The organism is Halopseudomonas maritima (assembly GCF_021545785.1).
Taxonomy (GTDB): Bacteria; Pseudomonadota; Gammaproteobacteria; order Pseudomonadales; family Pseudomonadaceae; genus Halopseudomonas; species Halopseudomonas maritima.
Map to the genome: position 1 here is coordinate 2,397,089 of NZ_CP079801.1, position 17,102 is coordinate 2,414,190.

The 17,102-nt window shown below is 61.5% G+C and carries 12 protein-coding genes, 1 tRNA gene and 1 pseudogene; 6 read left to right on the plus strand and 8 right to left on the minus strand.

Features of this window, described 5'->3' with window-relative positions; translation table 11 throughout:
- Nucleotides 1-12 precede the first annotated feature (12 nt).
- The 4 genes from HV822_RS11015 to HV822_RS11030 all read left to right on the plus strand — a co-directional run bounded on the left by HV822_RS11015 (nt 13) and on the right by HV822_RS11030 (nt 5,305).
- On the plus strand, nt 13-849 hold the full coding sequence (locus HV822_RS11015; protein ID WP_238870033.1) for an enoyl-CoA hydratase-related protein: 837 nt from the start codon (nt 13-15) through the stop codon (nt 847-849).
- A 46-nt stretch (nt 850-895) separates the two neighbouring features.
- The gene (locus HV822_RS11020; protein WP_238870034.1) at nt 896-2,416 is read left to right on the plus strand and encodes a phytoene desaturase family protein; all 1,521 of its coding nucleotides are present in this window, start codon (nt 896-898) and stop codon (nt 2,414-2,416) included.
- Nucleotides 2,409-3,572, plus strand: coding sequence for an FAD-binding oxidoreductase (locus tag HV822_RS11025; RefSeq protein WP_238870035.1), 1,164 nt, complete (start codon nt 2,409-2,411; stop codon nt 3,570-3,572). The genes HV822_RS11020 and HV822_RS11025 overlap by 8 nt, the downstream gene beginning before the upstream one ends.
- 62 nt (nt 3,573-3,634) lie before the next feature.
- Nucleotides 3,635-5,305, plus strand: coding sequence for an AMP-binding protein (locus HV822_RS11030; RefSeq protein WP_238870036.1), 1,671 nt, complete (start codon nt 3,635-3,637; stop codon nt 5,303-5,305).
- 414 nt (nt 5,306-5,719) lie between these two features.
- On the opposite strand, the gene HV822_RS11035 is transcribed toward HV822_RS11030, so the two are convergent.
- Genes HV822_RS11035 through HV822_RS11050 form a run of 4 tightly spaced genes read right to left on the minus strand, consistent with a single transcriptional unit; the run spans nt 5,720 to nt 8,988 of the window.
- A complete protein-coding gene (locus tag HV822_RS11035) occupies nt 5,720-6,472 on the minus strand; it encodes an SDR family oxidoreductase (protein ID WP_238870037.1) in 753 nt (250 codons plus the stop codon).
- A 23-nt stretch (nt 6,473-6,495) separates the two neighbouring features.
- The gene (locus HV822_RS11040) at nt 6,496-6,669 is read right to left on the minus strand and encodes a hypothetical protein (protein ID WP_238870038.1); all 174 of its coding nucleotides are present in this window, start codon (nt 6,667-6,669) and stop codon (nt 6,496-6,498) included.
- A gap of 1 nt (nt 6,670) precedes the next feature.
- Nucleotides 6,671-7,738 (minus strand): phosphotransferase family protein, encoded by a 1,068-nt coding sequence (locus HV822_RS11045; RefSeq protein WP_238870039.1) that lies wholly within the window; start codon nt 7,736-7,738, stop codon nt 6,671-6,673.
- Nucleotides 7,735-8,988, minus strand: a complete 1,254-nt coding sequence (locus HV822_RS11050; RefSeq protein WP_238870040.1) for an acyl-CoA dehydrogenase family protein — start codon at nt 8,986-8,988, stop codon at nt 7,735-7,737. Before HV822_RS11050 ends, HV822_RS11045 begins: the two co-directional genes overlap by 4 nt.
- 90 nt (nt 8,989-9,078) lie before the next feature.
- Between HV822_RS11050 and HV822_RS11055 the strand changes: the two genes are divergently transcribed.
- Nucleotides 9,079-9,999: a LysR family transcriptional regulator gene (locus HV822_RS11055; RefSeq protein ID WP_238870041.1), complete on the plus strand. Its 921-nt coding sequence runs from the start codon at nt 9,079-9,081 to the stop codon at nt 9,997-9,999.
- Nucleotides 10,000-10,011: 12 nt separating this feature from the next.
- Nucleotides 10,012-10,352, plus strand: a pseudogene (locus HV822_RS11060) (IS3 family transposase); the annotation flags it as partial.
- A gap of 167 nt (nt 10,353-10,519) precedes the next feature.
- On the opposite strand, the gene HV822_RS11065 reads toward HV822_RS11060, so the two are convergent.
- The 4 genes from HV822_RS11065 to HV822_RS11080 all read right to left on the minus strand — a co-directional run bounded on the left by HV822_RS11065 (nt 10,520) and on the right by HV822_RS11080 (nt 17,085).
- Nucleotides 10,520-10,596, minus strand: a tRNA-Ile gene (locus tag HV822_RS11065).
- A gap of 21 nt (nt 10,597-10,617) precedes the next feature.
- A complete protein-coding gene (locus HV822_RS11070; protein WP_238870042.1) occupies nt 10,618-13,644 on the minus strand; it encodes a bifunctional diguanylate cyclase/phosphodiesterase in 3,027 nt (1,008 codons plus the stop codon).
- A gap of 158 nt (nt 13,645-13,802) precedes the next feature.
- On the minus strand, nt 13,803-16,154 hold the full coding sequence (locus HV822_RS11075; protein ID WP_238870043.1) for a penicillin acylase family protein: 2,352 nt from the start codon (nt 16,152-16,154) through the stop codon (nt 13,803-13,805).
- 139 nt (nt 16,155-16,293) lie between these two features.
- Nucleotides 16,294-17,085 (minus strand): helix-turn-helix transcriptional regulator, encoded by a 792-nt coding sequence (locus HV822_RS11080; RefSeq protein WP_238870044.1) that lies wholly within the window; start codon nt 17,083-17,085, stop codon nt 16,294-16,296.
- Nucleotides 17,086-17,102 lie beyond the last annotated feature (17 nt).

Below are 17,102 nucleotides of genomic sequence, written 5' to 3' on the forward strand. Positions count from 1 at the left end.
TGAGGTGTATCCATGGTTTCAACCTACGAGTGTTTTGCCGTCAGCGTAGAGGGTGGCATCGCCCACCTGCAGCTCAACCGTCCCGATAAGGCCAACAGTCTGACTCGGGCCTTCTGGAGCGAGCTGCCCGAGGCGGTTGACCAACTGAGCCGTTCAGGCCAGGTGCGGGCGATGGTGATTTCCGCGCAGGGGAAGGTGTTCTGCGGTGGTCTGGATATGCAGATGTTCTCCTCTGCCAAGGAGTTTCACGCGACTTGCCCGGAAGAGCGCGAGGTGCTGCAGGTTAATTTGGAGCGCATGCAGGGGGCGCTGAATGCTCTGGAGAAAGCGCGTTTCCCGGTAATCGCTGCTGTGCAAGGTGCTTGCATCGGTGGTGGCTTCGATCTGATTGCGGCATGTGACCTGTGTTTCTCCACGGAGACGGCAAAATTCCGCATTGAGGAAACCAACGTCGGAATGATGGCTGACCTGGGCGTTTTGCAGCGTCTGCCGCGGTTGATTCCCTCCGGTGTCGCCCGCTATCTGGCACTGACTGGAGACACCCTGGATGCCGCAGAGGCCTATCGTCTGGGGTTGCTTGCCAAGGTTTTCCCCACGGCTGAAGAACTCCTCAATGGTGCTTTTGCTGCTGCAAGGCGCATTGCCGAGCGCCCGCCGGTGGCGATCAATGGCATCAAGCGCGCAATGCTCTACAGCCGCGACCACGGCGTCTACGAATCCCTGCAACATACGGTGCTGTTGCAGAGCGCCATTCTCAGCGGGCAGGACATCCTGCGTTCGGTCGGCGCGCGCGCAGCGGGAGAGACGGCTCAATTTGCTGACCTTATCGAGCTACAGAAAACCTTCTGAGACATTTTTTTAACCAAATCTTATCGATGATAAGTTAGAGGTGGATATGAAGCATTACGATGCCGTGGTGATTGGTGCCGGTAACGCCGGGTTGACCGCCGCGACCGCACTACAGCGGGGTGGTAGTCGCACCCTGCTGGTGGAGCGACACAACATCCCGGGCGGCTGCGCTACATCCTTCGTACGTGGCAACTTCGAGTTCGAGGTTGCGTTGCATCAGCTCAGCGGCCTGGGTACCGAGGAAAAACCGTTTGTGATGCGCAAGTTCTTCGACCAGTTGGGGGTGATGGATAAGGTCGAATTCATCCAGGAGCACGCGCTTTATCGCCTCGTGGTACCCGGCGAGTTGGACGTCACCCTGCCAGCCAGTTGGTCGGGCATTCGCCGTCTGCTGCAGGACATGTATCCGGGCGAAAGCGAGGCGATTGAGCGCTTCATGCTGGTCTGCGAAAAGGTCACCCTGGAAAGCTTCATGACCCTGCCAAAGGCCAGTCGCGCCAACAGTGAGGACATGCTCAAGTCGATGTGCCCGTACTACGTGCAGTACGGCTTCCGCCCGGCCCGCGAGGTGCTGGACGAGTTCTTCAGCGACGCCAAGCTGAAGAACATTCTGGCTACCTACTGGCTGTATCTGGGCGTGTCGCCGAGCATGCTGCCGTTTGCCGACCTGGCAACCATGCTCTACGCCTACGCAGTGTTCAAACCCTGGCACATCAAGGGCGGCTCCCAGGCCATGTCCACTGCGCTGGTCGAGTCTTTCCTTGAGGCGGGCGGCGAAGTGCGATTCAACTGTGGCGTGGAGCAGATTCACACCGAGGACGGCCGGGTCTGCGGCGTCAGCCTGGAAGGCGGCGAGCGGGTCAGCTGCGATGCTGTGGTGTCCAATGCCAGCCCGCTGATCACCTTCAATGAATTGCTCGACCTCGACCGTCCACCGCTGAAAATCCAGCAGGACTTCAAGTCGCGGCGCATGGGCACCTCGGCCTTTGTCATCTACCTCGGCCTGGACTGCACGCCGCAGGAGCTGGGCGTAACCACCGCGTCCAGCTTCATCTACGAGACCCTCGACGAGGAACAGATCCATGCGCGCATGGGTAGTTTCGAGCCGCCGCTGGGCGGCATGTTGACCTGCTACAACCTGGAAGATCCGAGCGCTGCGCCCGCGGGCAAGAGCCAGGTGGTGCTGGTTTGTCTGCAGTACGGCGATGTGTGGAAAGCGGTGGCGCCGGAGCGCTATGCGCAGACCAAGTACGAGTTCGCGGAGAAGCTTATCGAGGTGATCGAAAAGGTCTACCCGAAGGTGCGCGAGCATATCGAGGAAGTCGAGGTGGCTACGCCACTGACTATGATGCGTTACCTCAACACCCCAGGTGGTGCGATCTATGGCTTCCAGCAGAGCGCGCAGGATTCGGCGCTGCTGCGCGAGCGTCTGGATAGCGTACCGGGTTTGTATATGGCTGGCTCATGGACGTCCATGGGCGGCTTCCAGCCGACCTATATGGCTGGCGAGTCCACCGCACGCGCGGTGCTCAAGCAACTGAAGAGCAAAGAGGTGGAGCATGTCTGAGCAAAACGCCCTGAATCTGATTGCCGGCTACGCTGAGGCTGCCGCCGCCAAGTTGACACTGGAGCAAAGTGGTAGCGACTTCTACGAGGCTCGCGGCGAGGTTGGTAGCGCCGTGGTGCAGCTGCACCCAAAACGTCTGGCGCTGGAAGTTGCCGAGATTATCGAGGACACCCCCAGCACTAAAACGCTGCGCCTGGTGGCGACCGACCGCCGTGCGCTGCCGCCATTCCAGGCGGGGCAGTACATCAACCTGTTCGTCGACATCGACGGGGTGCAGACGGCGCGGCCTTATGCCATGTCCTCGTCGCCAGCGCAGCGGGAGTATTATGACCTTACCGTTAAGCGGGCTAAGGACGGCTTTGTCTCCAACTACCTGCTCGATCGTGTACAGGTGGGGCAGCACCTCAGCAGCTCGGGGCCTATGGGCACCTTCCACCATAATCCACTGTTTCACGGTGACGATTTGGTGTTTCTTGCAGGTGGCTCAGGCGGAGCCCCGGCGCGCAGCATCTTGCTGGATATTCTGGATCGTGGCCTGCCGCAGCACTTTCACCTGATCTATCTAAACAGCTATGTCGATGATGTGATTTTCGCCGAGCAACTGCGTGAGTTGGCCGGGCGGCATGCCAACTTCACCATGAGCGAAGTCATTTCACGTCCACCGACTGGTTACGCGGGCCGCAGCGGCCGCCTGAGCCGCGACATGCTGGAGGAATTGCTGGGCGAGATCGGCAATAAGATGTTCTACATCTGCGGGCCGACTCCGTTCAACGACAGCTGTGTCGCGCTGCTTACGGAGTTGGGCGTGGCCCGCCGGCGCATCCGCGTCGAGGCCAACGGCGCGCCCAAGGCACCGCATGAGCAGCCGGGCTGGCCGGAAGGCGTGAGCCTGGACGACGAGGTGCAGGTTACGGTGCAAGGCCGTGGCAGCTTTCTCAGCAAGGTCGGCGAGCCGCTGCTCAACGCTCTGGAGCGTAACGGGTACTTCGTCGAGAACGCCTGCCGTTCGGGCGAATGCAGCCTGTGTCGGGTCAAGCTGGTGACGGGCTCTGTGTTCAACCCGCAAGAGGCGCACCTGCGCAAATCCGACCGCGACTTCGGCTGGATCTATTCCTGCGTGGCGTTTCCCACCGGCGATATCGAAGTCCTGCTCTGAGCAGGCGCGGGCGGTGTTTATTCCGCCCGGCGTTCCCTACTACAACAATCAGGAGAATGAGCATGAGCACTGCCCACCGTTGGGAAAAACACTATCCGCCGCACCTGCATGGCTACCAAATCAACACTGAGTCGCTGCCAGACAGTCTCGCGGTTTTTGCTCGGGAGAGTGCGGAGCGTTTTGCTGGCGCGCCAGCATTTACCCAAGTGCTGCCCGACGGGCTGCATGCCGATCTGTCCTTTGTCGACATTGACCGGCTGTCCAGCGCCTTTGCCGCCTACCTGTTGCATGAGCAGGGGCTGCAGGTCGGCGAGGTGGTGGCCTTGCAGTTGCCGAACAGCTTGCATTACCCAATCGCTGTTTTAGGGGCCTGGAAGGCTGGTCTGATCGTCACCAACGTCAACCCGATGTACACCGAGCGTGAGCTCGATGCGCAGCTGGCCGACAGTGGTGCCAAGCTGCTGGTAGCGTGCGATCTCTTTGCCAAACGCGCTGAGCCCGTTGTCGCACAACGTGGTGTCGCGCTGGTGCTGACCAGCCTCAGTGACTTTTTCCCGGAGCCGATTGCCAAGGCCATTCAGCAGAAGCTCGCAGAACAGGCAGGTGATGATCTGACGCCTGAGGTGGCGTTTGCGCGTTTCGCGCAGGCTTTGGATATTGGCCAGCAACTTGATCTGGGTGAGGAGCGTTTCCACCCTGTTGCTTTGTATCAGTACACCGGTGGTACCACAGGGCGCAGCAAGGGGGCGGTACTGACCCATACCAACCTGTTGTCGGTGTTGCGCATGGCCGAGGATTACGTCAACGCTTTCGACGCCCACGTAGAGCCGGGCGATGTCATCGCCACCATCCCGCCGCTCTATCACATCTTCGCCTTCACCTTTAACTTTCTGCTGTTCTTCCGTAGTGGCGCGCGCAACTTGCTGATCCCCAATCCGCGGCCTCTGGCTAACGTATTCCCGGCTTTTGACAAGTTTCCGGTGCGCTGGATGAGCGGCGTAGACACGTTGTATGCCGGCCTGCTGGCCGAGCCCTGGTTCCAGGCCAACCCGCCCAAACTCAAGCTCGCCGTATCCGGCGGCACGTCCCTACGGCCGGTGACCGGCGAGCGCTGGCGCGCGACTGTTGGGCAGATTCTCGAAGGTTACGGTCTGACCGAGAGCTGCTGCTTTGTGGCATTCAATCCACCAGGCCCCAAGGAGCGAGCCGGCACTGTTGGCTTGCCGCTGCCCGGCAGCGAAGTGCGTATCGCGGATGCCGACGGGCGTGAACTGCCACCCGGTACTCCAGGCGAACTGCTGGTGCGTGGGCCGCACATCATCGAGCGCTATCTCAATCGTCCGGATGAAACCCGTGAGGCGTTCGTTGACGGCTGGCTCTGTACCGGCGATATCGCGGTGATGGACGAAGAGGGTTATGTCCGCATCGTCGACCGCAAGAAGGACATGGTTCTGGTTTCCGGCTTCAACGTCTATCCCAATGAGGTGGAAGACGCGATTGCCGAGCATCCGGATGTCAGCGAAGTGGCGGTGATCGGCATCGCCGACGATGTCACGGGCGAGGCGCTGTGTGCCTTTGTCGCACTGCACCGGCCGGGCCTCGACGGTGAGGCGATCATTCGTCACTGCCGCGAGCGGTTGACGGCCTATAAGGTGCCCAAGCGTATCGAGTTCCGCGAGCAGCTGCCCAAGTCGCCCATCGGCAAGATACTCAGGGCGCAACTGCGGGCGTAAAGTCCGCAGCTTGCCTCTTTCCGATTGCTCGGCTCGGGCCGGCCATATGCTGTCCTGCTGGATAGCGTATAGCCGCCTGGCGGATAGGGTCGGGGAGCATCGCTCGATTGGGCGTCAGCATCGATTATGCGATTTTCCGGCTTTGCGGGATGGTCGAGGCGACAGCCGACCATCCCGTTTTTTTTGTACTGGGAGGGCGCCATGGCCAAGCTGCAACCCGCTACCGGTGCTCAATGCCAAGGATGATCGGTCTGCGTACTGGGCAATGTGCGTGACCACCAGCAGGCCATGCCGCGCACGAGGCAGGCGGTCACTGCGCCTGCCTGTCCGGCCTCGGCGCCCCTTGCTGGGCGCGTCGACTGGCGGCCGACCACTCGCAGGCGCGGTATTGCGGTACTTAGCGGGAGTCCTAGTTTAGTTGAAGCGTGCCACCAAGCGCAGTGGCAGAACCTTCATCACCACACCCATCAGCGCCCAGGGCCAGCCCGGCACGCAGGCTTTGGCGGGCTGGCGCTCAATGGCCTTGACCAGGTACTGGCAGCCCAGCTCTTCGGGAATCTCGAAGGGCAGCTTTTTCGCTCCGGCGTTGAGTTCTGTGCGGATATAGCCAGGGTAGAGAGTGCTGACACGGATCGGCGTGTGCAGCAGCTCGGCGCGGATGCCCTCGGCCAAGTGGGCCACGGCGGCCTTGCTGGCGGCATAGGTGGTCAGGTGCTTGGGCAAGCCACGCATCGCACTCATGGAGGAGATAACCACCAGATGCCCACTGTTCTGTCGGCGGAAGATGGTCACGGCAGCTTCGCACTGGGCCAGGGCGGCGACGAAGTTGGTTTCGGCGGTGCGCTTGTTGGTGGCGAAATGGCCGCTGCCGATGCGCCGACCCTCACCGATGCCGGCATTCACGATGATCCGGTCGAGGTGGCCAAAGCGCTGGGCGAAGTCTTCAAATACGGCGAACACCTGCTCGTGGTCGTTGACGTCCAGCGCCAGCACTTCGACCTGTACGCCATAGGCTCCGCTCAGCTCCGCTTTCAGTTCCAGCAGCCGTTCGGTGCGTCGGGCGCAGAGGGCCAGGTGGTAGCCGCGTGCGGCGAACTGGCGGGCCATGCCGGCGCCCAGCCCGGAACTGGCGCCGGTGATCAGCACAGTCTTGCGTGATTGAGTCATGTAGGTCTCTTCGTATCCCGCGCTCAGCGCCAGGTCAGCAGATGGTGGTGGTGCCCGCGAAAGTGCGAGTGTTCATTGCGGCTCAGCAGGTGCTGCTTGCCGATGCGGCCGGCCTGCTCGTTTCCCGTGATCGACAGGCAGTCGTAGTCGACAGCGCCGAGCGACTGGGCACGGCGGGCCGGAATCAGGTGCGCCATGTCAGCCTCTCGCGCTTTGGCGTATCAACTGTCGGCAGCGCAGGTGTAAGGCATGCACCATCAGCCAGAAGCGTTTGAAAGCCGGATTGTCGGTTTGGCCATGGTGATAGCGATAGTAGATCTGCTGGACTATGACCGCCAGGCGGAACAGCCCAAAGACCTCGTAGAACACCCAGTTCTCGGCCTTCATCCCGGTTTTTTCAAGGTAGTAGTCGATTACCTCCTGGCGTGTCAGCATGCCAGGCAGGTGCGTGGGCTGACGCCTGGCCGAGCGCAGCACGACGTTGTCATCGGCCTGCACCCAGTAGGCCAGCATGGTGCCCAGGTCCATCAGCGGATCGCCCAGCGTCGCCAGCTCCCAATCCAGCACGCCGATCACCCGGGTCGGTTGCTGGGCAGACAGCACCACGTTATCGAAGCGCCAATCGTTGTGAATGAGGCAGGTGCGGCTGTCCTCTGGGATGTTGTCTTTTAGCCAGGCGCGCACCTTGCGAAATCGCGGTACGTTCCAGGTCAGGCTCTTCTGGTAGCGACCATCCCAGCCTTCGACCTGACGCCGGCAGTAGCCGTCGCCCTTACCTAGCGATTCGAGGCCGGCGGCGCGGTAGTCTGCCTGATGCAAGGCGATCAGTTGATCCAGTACGTTCAAACACAGCTCGCGCACGCGGGGCTCGGTGAAGGCTAGCTCGCGGGGTAAGTTGGCTCGCGGAATGATGCCGCTGATGCGCTCCATGACGTAGAAGTCGCATCCGATCACAGACGGATCCTGACACAGCGCGACCATGCTCGGCACCGTTGGGTAGACAGCCTTGAGACGCGCCTGGAGGTTGTATTCGCGTGCCATGTCGTGCGCCCCCGCCGCCTTGGTTCCGGCCGGAGGGCGACGTAGGATCAGGTCACGATTGTCGTATTCCAGGCGATAGGTCCAGTTGGAGGCACCGCCTGAATACTGGGTGATTCTGGGTGTGCCGACGAGCGAGCCCTCCTGCTGCTTCAACCAGTGATCCACGGCCGCGATGTCGAGTTCCTCACCGGGGCGCACCGCGCCCCCCTGATCGATGACTGTCATGCTGGTTTCTTGCCTTCTGAGCGGGTGTGGCTGCGTTTGGCCAGTTCCATCTTGGCGATGACGCTCTTGTGCACTTCGTCCGGGCCATCGGCAAGACGCAGGCTGCGGGCTTGGCAGAAGAAGGCTGTCAGCGGCACGTCGCGGCTGACACCAGCGCCACCATGAATCTGGATGGCAAAGTCGACCACCTGCTGCAGTACGTTGGGAGCAACCACCTTGATTGCGGATATCTCGGTCATGGCGGCGAAGGTGCCTACGCTGTCCATTTTCCAGGCGGCGTAGAGGGTCAGCAGGCGGGCCTGGTCAATGGCGATGCGCGCCTCGGCGATGCGCTCGCGGTTACCGCCCAGACTCATCAAGGGCTTGCCGAAGGCCACGCGCTGCATGCCACGGTCGATGGCTAGCTCAAGGGCCTTCTCCGCAGCACCGATGCAACGCATGCAATGGTGAATGCGGCCTGGGCCGAGGCGGCCCTGGGCAATCTCGAAGCCCTTACCGGGGCCGGCGATGAAGTGGTCAAGCGGCACCCTTACATTGTTGAAACTGACCTCGCCGTGACCGTGCGGCGCGTCGTAGTCGCCGAACACTGGCAACATGCGTTCGATCTGCACGCCTGGTGCATCCAGCGGTACCAGTACCATGGAGTGCTGGTGGTGGCGATCCTTGCTGGCATCCGGGGTGTGGGCCATGAAAATCGCCACCTTGGCATGTGGGTCACCGATGCCGCTGGACCACCACTTGCGTCCGTTCAGCACAATCTCGTCGCCTTCGACTATCGCGGTGGCCTGCATGTTGGTGGCATCGGAGGAGGCCACTTGCGGTTCTGTCATGCAGAACACCGAGCGGATCTCACCGGCCAGCAGCGGCATCAGCCAGCGCTGCTTCTGCGCTTCGCTGCCATAACGCCAGAGCACCTCCATGTTGCCGGAGTCCGGTGCGTTACAGTTGAACACGGTGGGGGCCAGCAGGCTGCGGCCGGTCTGCTCGGCGATCAGCGCGTAGTCCTTGATCGACAAGCCAGCACCCAGGGTTTCGTCGGGCAGGAACATATTCCACAAGCCTTGGGCACGCGCCTTGGTCTTGAGCTCTTCGAGGATCGCTGGTACCTGCCACTGGCGCCAGTCTCCGTCGGGGCAGGAGGCGGCCACTTCGCTCCAGAATTCGGCTTCGACGGGCTCGATTTCGTTTTTGATGAAAGCCCTGACGCGATTGAGATAATCCTGGCCCTTGGGGCTGAGATCAAAATGCATGGCGATACTCCAGTGTGAGTGGCCTATGGGGTAACGCGAGCCTAGGGTGTGCTGTATGATGAGTGAAGTGATATATCTTCATCTCAGGTTATGAATAAAGATAATGTCTTCGATCACATTGCTCGGCTCGACCTAAACCTGTTTCGGGTTTTCGCCGTGATCTACCGGGAACGTAATCTGACCCGCGCGGCAGAGCGACTGTGCATCAGTCAATCGGCGGTTAGCCATGCGCTGGCGCGTATGCGTCAGCAACTGGACGATCCATTGTTCGTTCGGGAGGCACAAGGCGTGGTGCCGACCGCCCTGGCCATGAAGATGTGGCCGGATATCGAGGATGGGTTGAGCTTCTTCGAGCGCGCCGTCGATCGTGGGGCCAGCTTCGACCCTGCCCGCGACATCGAGCAGGTCATCCTGGCGATGAATGACGAGATCGAGCCTATCCTGCTTCCGGTGTTTGCGGCCGGCCTTCAGCGCGAAGCGCCAGGTTTGCGGATCGCCAGCGTGCGGGTCAACCGACCGACCCTGCGCGCGGACTTAGCCACTGGTCGGCTGGACTGTGCTATCGACGTGGCGCAGGCTGCAGAGGAGTCATTGCAGCATGCGCCGCTAACCAGAGATGAGTTTGTGGTGCTTAGTAGCACGGCAGCTCCTATCGACCGTGCGGCCTATCTTGCGGCTGGTCATGTCACCGTCTCGGCCCGCCGCACCGGGCGTAGTCTTGAGGACTGGGAGCTAACCCGCCAGGGTATCGAGCGCCGCGTGCTGGCGCGTTGTCAACACTACCAATCGGCTTGCCACCTGGTTGCCGCTGGCGACCTACTCCTGACCATTCCGCGCAGCCTTGCGCTCGCTGCCAATGCGCTGACCGGAAATCATATTCATCCGTTGCCGATCGCTATCCCAGCGGTCGAGCTGCACCTGTTCTGGCATCGGGAGCGAGAGAAGAGTCCTGCCAATAGCTGGCTGAGAAATACGTTGCTTCACACGCTTGGCAAAGGGCCAAAAAGTTGAATGCTGGCTATAGAACTGGGCCAAGTGACCAAGGAGCGTGACTCTTTAAAAGACGCGGCAGCGTACTTTGTCAGGGCGTCATCGAACGGCACTCGGTGATCCAGCGCTGCTGCAACGAGTACCCAGCCCGACTGATGTGCGGTTGTTTGAAGGTGTCTGCCAGTGGCTATTACGACTGGCAGGCTCGCGAGCCAAGTCCACGCACTGAGGATAATGCGCGCCTGATAAAGCGTATTCGTGAGATGCATGGGGATAGTCGCGGTGCAATAGGTGCACCGCGCATGCATGAGGATCTTCTATCCGAAGGTGCAACCGCCAACCATAATCGCGTTGCTCGCTTGATGGCAGCAGAGCTGATGATAGCGGGAGCTGTCCGCGGTTGACGCTATTCATCTGCTTGGGCGGCAGCGCGTTGGGAAGCAGGCGGGTCGGTCAACTGAGGTCGCGATTGTTACCATAGTGTGGCCAAGGCGGCCAACCTATGGGTGCAAGAACATGTGGGAGGAAACAGCAGGGGAAGTGGTGGGCCCACCAGGACTTGAACCTGGGACCAAGCGATTATGAGTCGCCTGCTCTAACCAACTGAGCTATAGGCCCTTGCTTTTATAGCGCGATGGATTATACGGGCTGTGACGGCTGGTGACTAGGCGCCTGACTCAGGAAGCGGGCGGCAAGCTCGTCGGCCGGCAGCGGTGGGCTGATCAGGTAACCCTGGATACTGTCACAACCCTGATCGCGCAGTAGCAAACGCTGTTCTTCCGTCTCCACGCCCTCTGCGATCACGGCCATGCCCAGGTTGTGTGCCAGCACAATGATGGTCTGGCTGATGGCGGCGTCGTGATGATTGTCCGGCAGGCCCGAGACAAAGCTGCGGTCGATTTTCAGGGTGTCCAGCGGCAGCGCCTTGAGGTAGGCGAGCGAGGAGTAGCCGGTGCCAAAGTCATCGATCGCCAGTTTTATGCCCATGTCGCGGAACAGCTCCAGCAAGCGGATGGCGTCGCGGTTCTGGTTCATCACAAAGTCCTCGGTGATTTCCAGTTCCAGCAGACTGGCGGGGATAGCGTGGCGGGACAGCGCCCGTCGCAGGTCGCCGACCAACTGAGTGCCGACCAGCTGTACGCCTGACACATTGATGGCGGTGGGTGGCAGCTGCAACCCGGCCTGACGCCAGGCGGCGATCTGGGCGCAGGCCGAGTCGAGAATGTTGCGGCCGAGGTCCACGATCAGCCCGGTTTCTTCGGCTAGCGGAATAAACTGGTCGGGCTCCACCAGGCCGCGTTGCGGGTGCTGCCAGCGTACCAGCGCTTCGAGGCCGTTGAGGCGGTCGCTGCCCAGATCCTGTTTGGGCTGGTAATAGAGGATGAATTCGCCGCGCTCCAGCCCGCGGCGCATGTCGTTCTCCATTTCCATGCGACGCTGGGCGGCGGCGGTCAGGTCCTTGGTGTAAAAGGCGTAGCGATTACGGCCCTGATTCTTGGCCCGATACATGGCCGCATCGGCATGCTTGATGAGGCTGTTGACGTCATTGGCATCGCCGGGGAACAGGCTGATACCGATACTGGCGCTGACAAAGAACTCGTGGGCAGCACACAGGAAGGGGCGGCGGAATACCGCCAGCAGCTTGTCGGCGATGGCCGCCGCGTCGTCGTCGCTGTGGAGCTTGGGTAGCAGCACAATGAACTCGTCGCCGCCGTGGCGCGCGACGGTATCGAAGTCTCGCAGTACCGAGCACAGGCGCTGGCTGACGGATTGCAGCAGACTGTCGCCGACCGGGTGGCCAAGACTGTCGTTGATCTGCTTGAAGCGGTCCAGGTCGATAAACAGCAGCGCGCCCATGCCGTTGTGTTCGTCCAGTTGCTGGGTGTGCAGGGCATCGCGCAGGCGGGCTTCAAATAGCGTGCGGTTGGGCAGGCCGGTCAATGGGTCGTGATGCGCTTGGTGGTCCAGTCTGGCCTGGGTCTGTTTCAGGGGCGTGATGTCGCTGAATACCGCGACCAGGTGGTTGAGAGAACCATCGACGTTGAGCACCTGGCTTATATTGACCCAGGCGGCATATAGCTCGCCGTTGGCGCGGCGGTTCCAGGTTTCCCCTTGCCACTGGCCGTGTTCGGCCAGTGCGAGTGTGGCCTGCTCGATGACCTGCTGGTCTTCGGTAGTGCCGGCCAGCACGCTGAGGGGGTGGCCGAGCAGCTCCTCAGCGGGATAGCCGGTGATGCGGCTGAAGGCTTGGTTGACGGCGACCACGCGCGCCTCATCGTCGGTAATCAGAACACCTTCGTTGGTGTTTTCAAACACCGTTGCGGCTTGTCGCAGTGAGCTTTCCATCGCCAATCGCTCGGTGACGTCGCGAGCGATGCTGAGCATGCACTCCTGATTGTCCACGCTGATCGCCTCGGTACTGATCTCTACCTGACGCACCTCGCCGTTGGCGGTGGTGATTTGCGAAAGCATGTTGCGCACCCGGCCGTCTCGGCGCAGGGTCTCGAGCATCTGCCCGCGGTCGGCGCTATCGCGCCACAGATGCAGTGACAGGCTAGAGCGCCCGACGGCTTGCGCACGGCTATACCCGGTGATGCGGGTAAAGCCTTCATTGACGTCCAGCAGCATGCCGTCGCAGGCGCGGCTGATCAACAGCCCGTCGGGCGAGGCGTGGAAGGCGCGGGAGAACTTCTGCTCCGACAATCGCAACTGCTCCTGCGTCAGCTTGAGGGCGGAGATATCGCGCATGATCACCACCAGAATGTCCCGCTCTTCCAGGCTGACCGGTTTGGACGACAGCAACCCGACAAATTCGTCGCCGTCCGGGCGACGGAAACAGACTTCCAGATTGCTCCCGGCGTGGCTGTTGAGGTGTTTGAGCTGCCGTGGGCCGCTGCCTGGTTCTGCCCAGAGGCCCAGTTCTGTCGCGGTCTTGCCGATGGCGTCCGCTGTGGCAATGCCGAACTGATCTTCAAAGGTGTGGTTGACCGACAGCAAGCGGCCATCCCGGGCATCGGCCAGCACGATCACATCCGGACAGTTGTGAAAAACCGAGGCAAACTTGTGCTGTGAGGTGCGCAGCGCCTGTTCGGTGTGTTTCTGCTCCTGAATGTCGATCAGTAGTCCCTGCAGCGCCAGCGCTTCGTATTCCTCGCTGCTGATGCTGTTGACCACTGCGCGTACCCAGCGCGTGCTGCCGTCCTGGTGCAGCAGGCGGCACTCAAAGTTATGGCCCTGTCCGCAGCACGCCTGCTGCTTGAGTTGTGCGTGCACGCGCGCGCTGTCGTCCGGATGCACATGGCGTGCAAGGAAGTCTGGCTCCAGCCAGTCGCTGGCAGGCACGCCAAGCAGGTCTGCTGCGTGCGGTGAAACGTAGGTAAAGCGTAGAGACGGGAACGACATTTCCCAGGTGACCACATGCAGGTTCTCGACCAGGCTGCGGTAGCGCCGCTCCTGATGGTCCAGCAGTTGCAAGGCGTTGCGGTGTCGCTGCTCGGCCCGTCGACGCAGCTGGTTGAGCCCATGCGCGGTCAGCAACAGCAGGCACGACAACAGCAGCATGCCCACCTGGGATACCGGCAGATTCTGGGCTGGTGCGGCGACGGCGGTCTGACAGCCAGCGCCAGCAATAACCAGGAGGGCGATACGTCCTGTAGCGGCGTTCATTCAGCGGAGACCCTGCATCCATGGCGTAGCGATATTAGTTTGCTAGTTTAGTCCGCCACAGGGACAAATGCCCAGCCGACCGACTGGGCGCAGTGTCAGGTTGCCGGGAGCAAGGCTGGCGGTGTTTGCCATCCTCCAGTCTTGACCCGGTCAGATGATTACTCGCTGATCTGCATGCTGCTCTGCAGGTTGGCAGCAATATCGTCTGCGGTATAGGGGAAGGCCAGCCACTGCTTGTCAGCGTAGGCCTGGGTGTAGTCTGCGTAGTACGGGCTGGTCGGATCAGTCGACTGGGCGTGGCTCAGCAGCGTGAAAGCCCTGACCGGTTCGCCGTCCGGAAACTCCACAATATGCATGTAGGAGTTGCGCAGCACCGTGAAGTAGCCCTCATTGCCTTCGCCGCCATATTGCGGAATCTGCTCGCCGGGCTTGAGGTAGAACTGCACCTCGCGCAGTGGCGCATTGAGCGCAATGTTGCGGCTCTCAAGGTCGGCCAGCGTCTCGGTGAAGGCGACTTTGAGCTGATCGTGCAGCGTGCTGTCGGCACTCAGGCCGTCGGGTGTGTTGATCGGGTCGTTGGCGTCAAACGGCGTGGCGTACAGGTCGAGGTCTTCGATGCGACTCCACAGCGCAGTCCAGATATGCGCACCCACGGTGTCGAGGTTGCCGGTATCGTTCCAGCTGGCGAGAATCTGACAGGCCTGTTGTTCGCGCTCCGGGCCATTGGCATCACACACCACGCCAAGCACGCTGTCCTTCAGGCGTTCGGCGCTGTAGACCCGACTGTTGAGCACGATCTGCCGCAGGTTCTCGCTGGAGGCCAGAAACCCATTCAAGCCGTCGGCCGCGTTCAGGCGGTCACGCACCAGCGTGTGGCCCATGCGGGTACGCAGGCTCTGCTCATAATCCTCACGACCGATGATGCCGGCGTAGCCGGTCAGCGGGCTCTCCGGGTTGCTGAGCCAGTAGCTGTCGTTCATGTTGGCGACGTAGTCGCGGCTGAACAGGCTGGGCAGGTTGTCGGGGCCAAAGGCGCCAGGCTGCGCCGAGTCGGCATCGGTCTGCCAGTCGCAGGCGGCGCGACTGCCGTCCAGCAGCGGTAAGCCGGGTGCCAGTGCCATGACGGCTTGACCCAGACCCGGTACCAGGCAGTTGGCCAGCATGCTGTCCGGTACGTTGGGCACCACGGTGATGTCCGAATACAGCGCGCGTGGGTCGCCGCGCCCAATGGCCGTGGTGTTGACCCAGGGAATGCCCACGTGCTCGCGGGTGATGTTGTAGAAGTCGTCCAGCGACTCGGCCTGGTCCCAGGCGAAGAAATTCTGGAAGGCGCGGGTGTTTTCCAGGTTGGCGTCCCGCAGGGTATAGGCGACCTGATTTCCCCAGGCAGGCAGGCCGAGCCCGCTCAGGTTGATCATGGGGCCATACTCGGAGCGGTACAGGGTGCGCGTGACCGGCAGCAGGTTGCCGTCATCCTGCTGCACCTGCACGGTGATCTCTACCGGTGTCATGGCGACGTTCTGGCCGTCTTGCACGTAGCTGGTCGGATCGCCGCTTGCCAGTTGCAGCTGGTACAGCGTAAAGCGCCGGGCGGTAGACACGGTATGTGCCCAGGCCACGTTGTCGTTGAAGCCCATCAGCACCATGGGGGCGCCCATGATGGCGGCGCCGGAGATATCCATGACGCCCGGCACGGTCATGTGTACCTGATAGAAGCGGTCAACGCCCAGCAGATACCAGTGCGGGTTGGCGAACAGCAGGCTGCCGCCGGATTCGGTGGCGTCGGCGCCAAAGGCAAAGGTGTTGCTGCCGATGCCGGCCTCGCGGCCGAGCAGGAAGCGGTCCGACTCGATTTCCAGTTCATCGCTGGGCAGGCTGCGCAGCATGCGGGCAGCGGCCGCTGGCGGTTGGGCGCTGGCGATTTCCTCAACCCAGTTGGCGCTGCTGGCGGCCAGATTGAGCGCTACCAGACGGCGCAGTACGTCGGCCTCAGTGATGCTGGTCAGCCACTCGGCGTTACGGCAATCCAGATGGCGGTCGGGGTGCTGGCCGTCCTGAATCTCCTCGACGTAGCGACTGTAGCCAGCGGCAAAGCCTGCGCTCAGCTCCAGCAGGTCGTCAGGTTGCGCGGTGGTGAAGTTGTCCAGTTGCTGCTCGTCGAGCAATAGGCGGAAGAAGAAATCGGCTTCCAGATTGGTCGGCGTACCAAAGGTGCCCATGATGGCGGCCTGTTCGTCCGGGCCGAAGTAGCGCGAGCGCTCGCCATTGAAGGTCACGTAGGCGTCGGCCAGCACGCACAGGTTGTCCTCGGCAATGGCATAGCCATGGCCATAGCCGGCGCTGCCAATGGTGTCGGCGCTGATGTGCGGAATGCCGTAGGTGGTGCGTTCGATGGTGGCGCTGTACGAGGGGGGGCTGTCGTTGTCACTGTCTCCGCCACTCCCTCCAATCTTGCAGCCAGACACAAGCAGGGCGGCCGCCAACAGGCAGGCCGATCGGGTGTACTGCATAGTCACGTCCTCTTGTTTTTATTGGTTCAGGCGGATGCCTGTGCACCACATTAGGGCGGTTGCGCACGCAGGACTTGAACGCAGCGGCTATTTGCTGTGGTAAAGCCCGGCAGGAAACGATGGGTGAGGTAACCGCCCGTCACAGCATGTGCACGTGCACAGCCTTGGCGACGTAGGAGGGGGTCAGGCCAAAGAACTGCTTGAGGGTGCGGGTCAGGTGCGCCGAGTCGGCAAAACCGACGTCGTAGGCCACTGCGGACAGGGGCTCACCCTGGGCGATCAGCTCGACTGCCCGGCGCATGCGGGCCCAGAGGATGTAGCTTTTGATCGACAGCCCCAGTTTTTCAGAGAACAGGTGAGACAGGCGGTCGGCAGACAGGCCGACCTCGTCAGCCAGCTCGGCAACGGTGCTGGTCAGGGGGAGTTCGCGCTTGATCTTCTGGGCGATATGCAGCGCACGTATGTCCATGTTGAAGCTGATCGGCTGGTAGCCGCTGATGGCCCTCGGCACGCGGGTGGTCAGGCGGAACAGCAGGTCCCGGCTGCAGGTGCCCTGGCCAATACGACACAACTCATTCTCACGCAGGCTGCCTGGCTGCAGAATCACCGGCCTGACTGATTGCTTGCCGAGAAAGTGTGACAGGGCGTGAAATTCGTAGCTTTGCGGGTCGTAATTCAGCGAAAGCAGGGCGGAGTCGAGCGTTTCCAGCGAGCGCGAGGTTTGCCGCGAGACCAGAGCTGCCTGGTAGCGTTGGCGACGGCCGTTGCCGTCACCGAGTACAAAGCCGGGTGAATCAAGGGCGATCAGCAGGGTCACGGTATGACGCTGGGTCAGATCCGATGCCATGCCGGCAGTAATGTAGAGAAAGCGGTCGTCCCAGACGTACAGATGGTTCTGATGGCGCATATCCTGATGCTCACAAGCCGACATGGTTGTTCTTGGCTGTG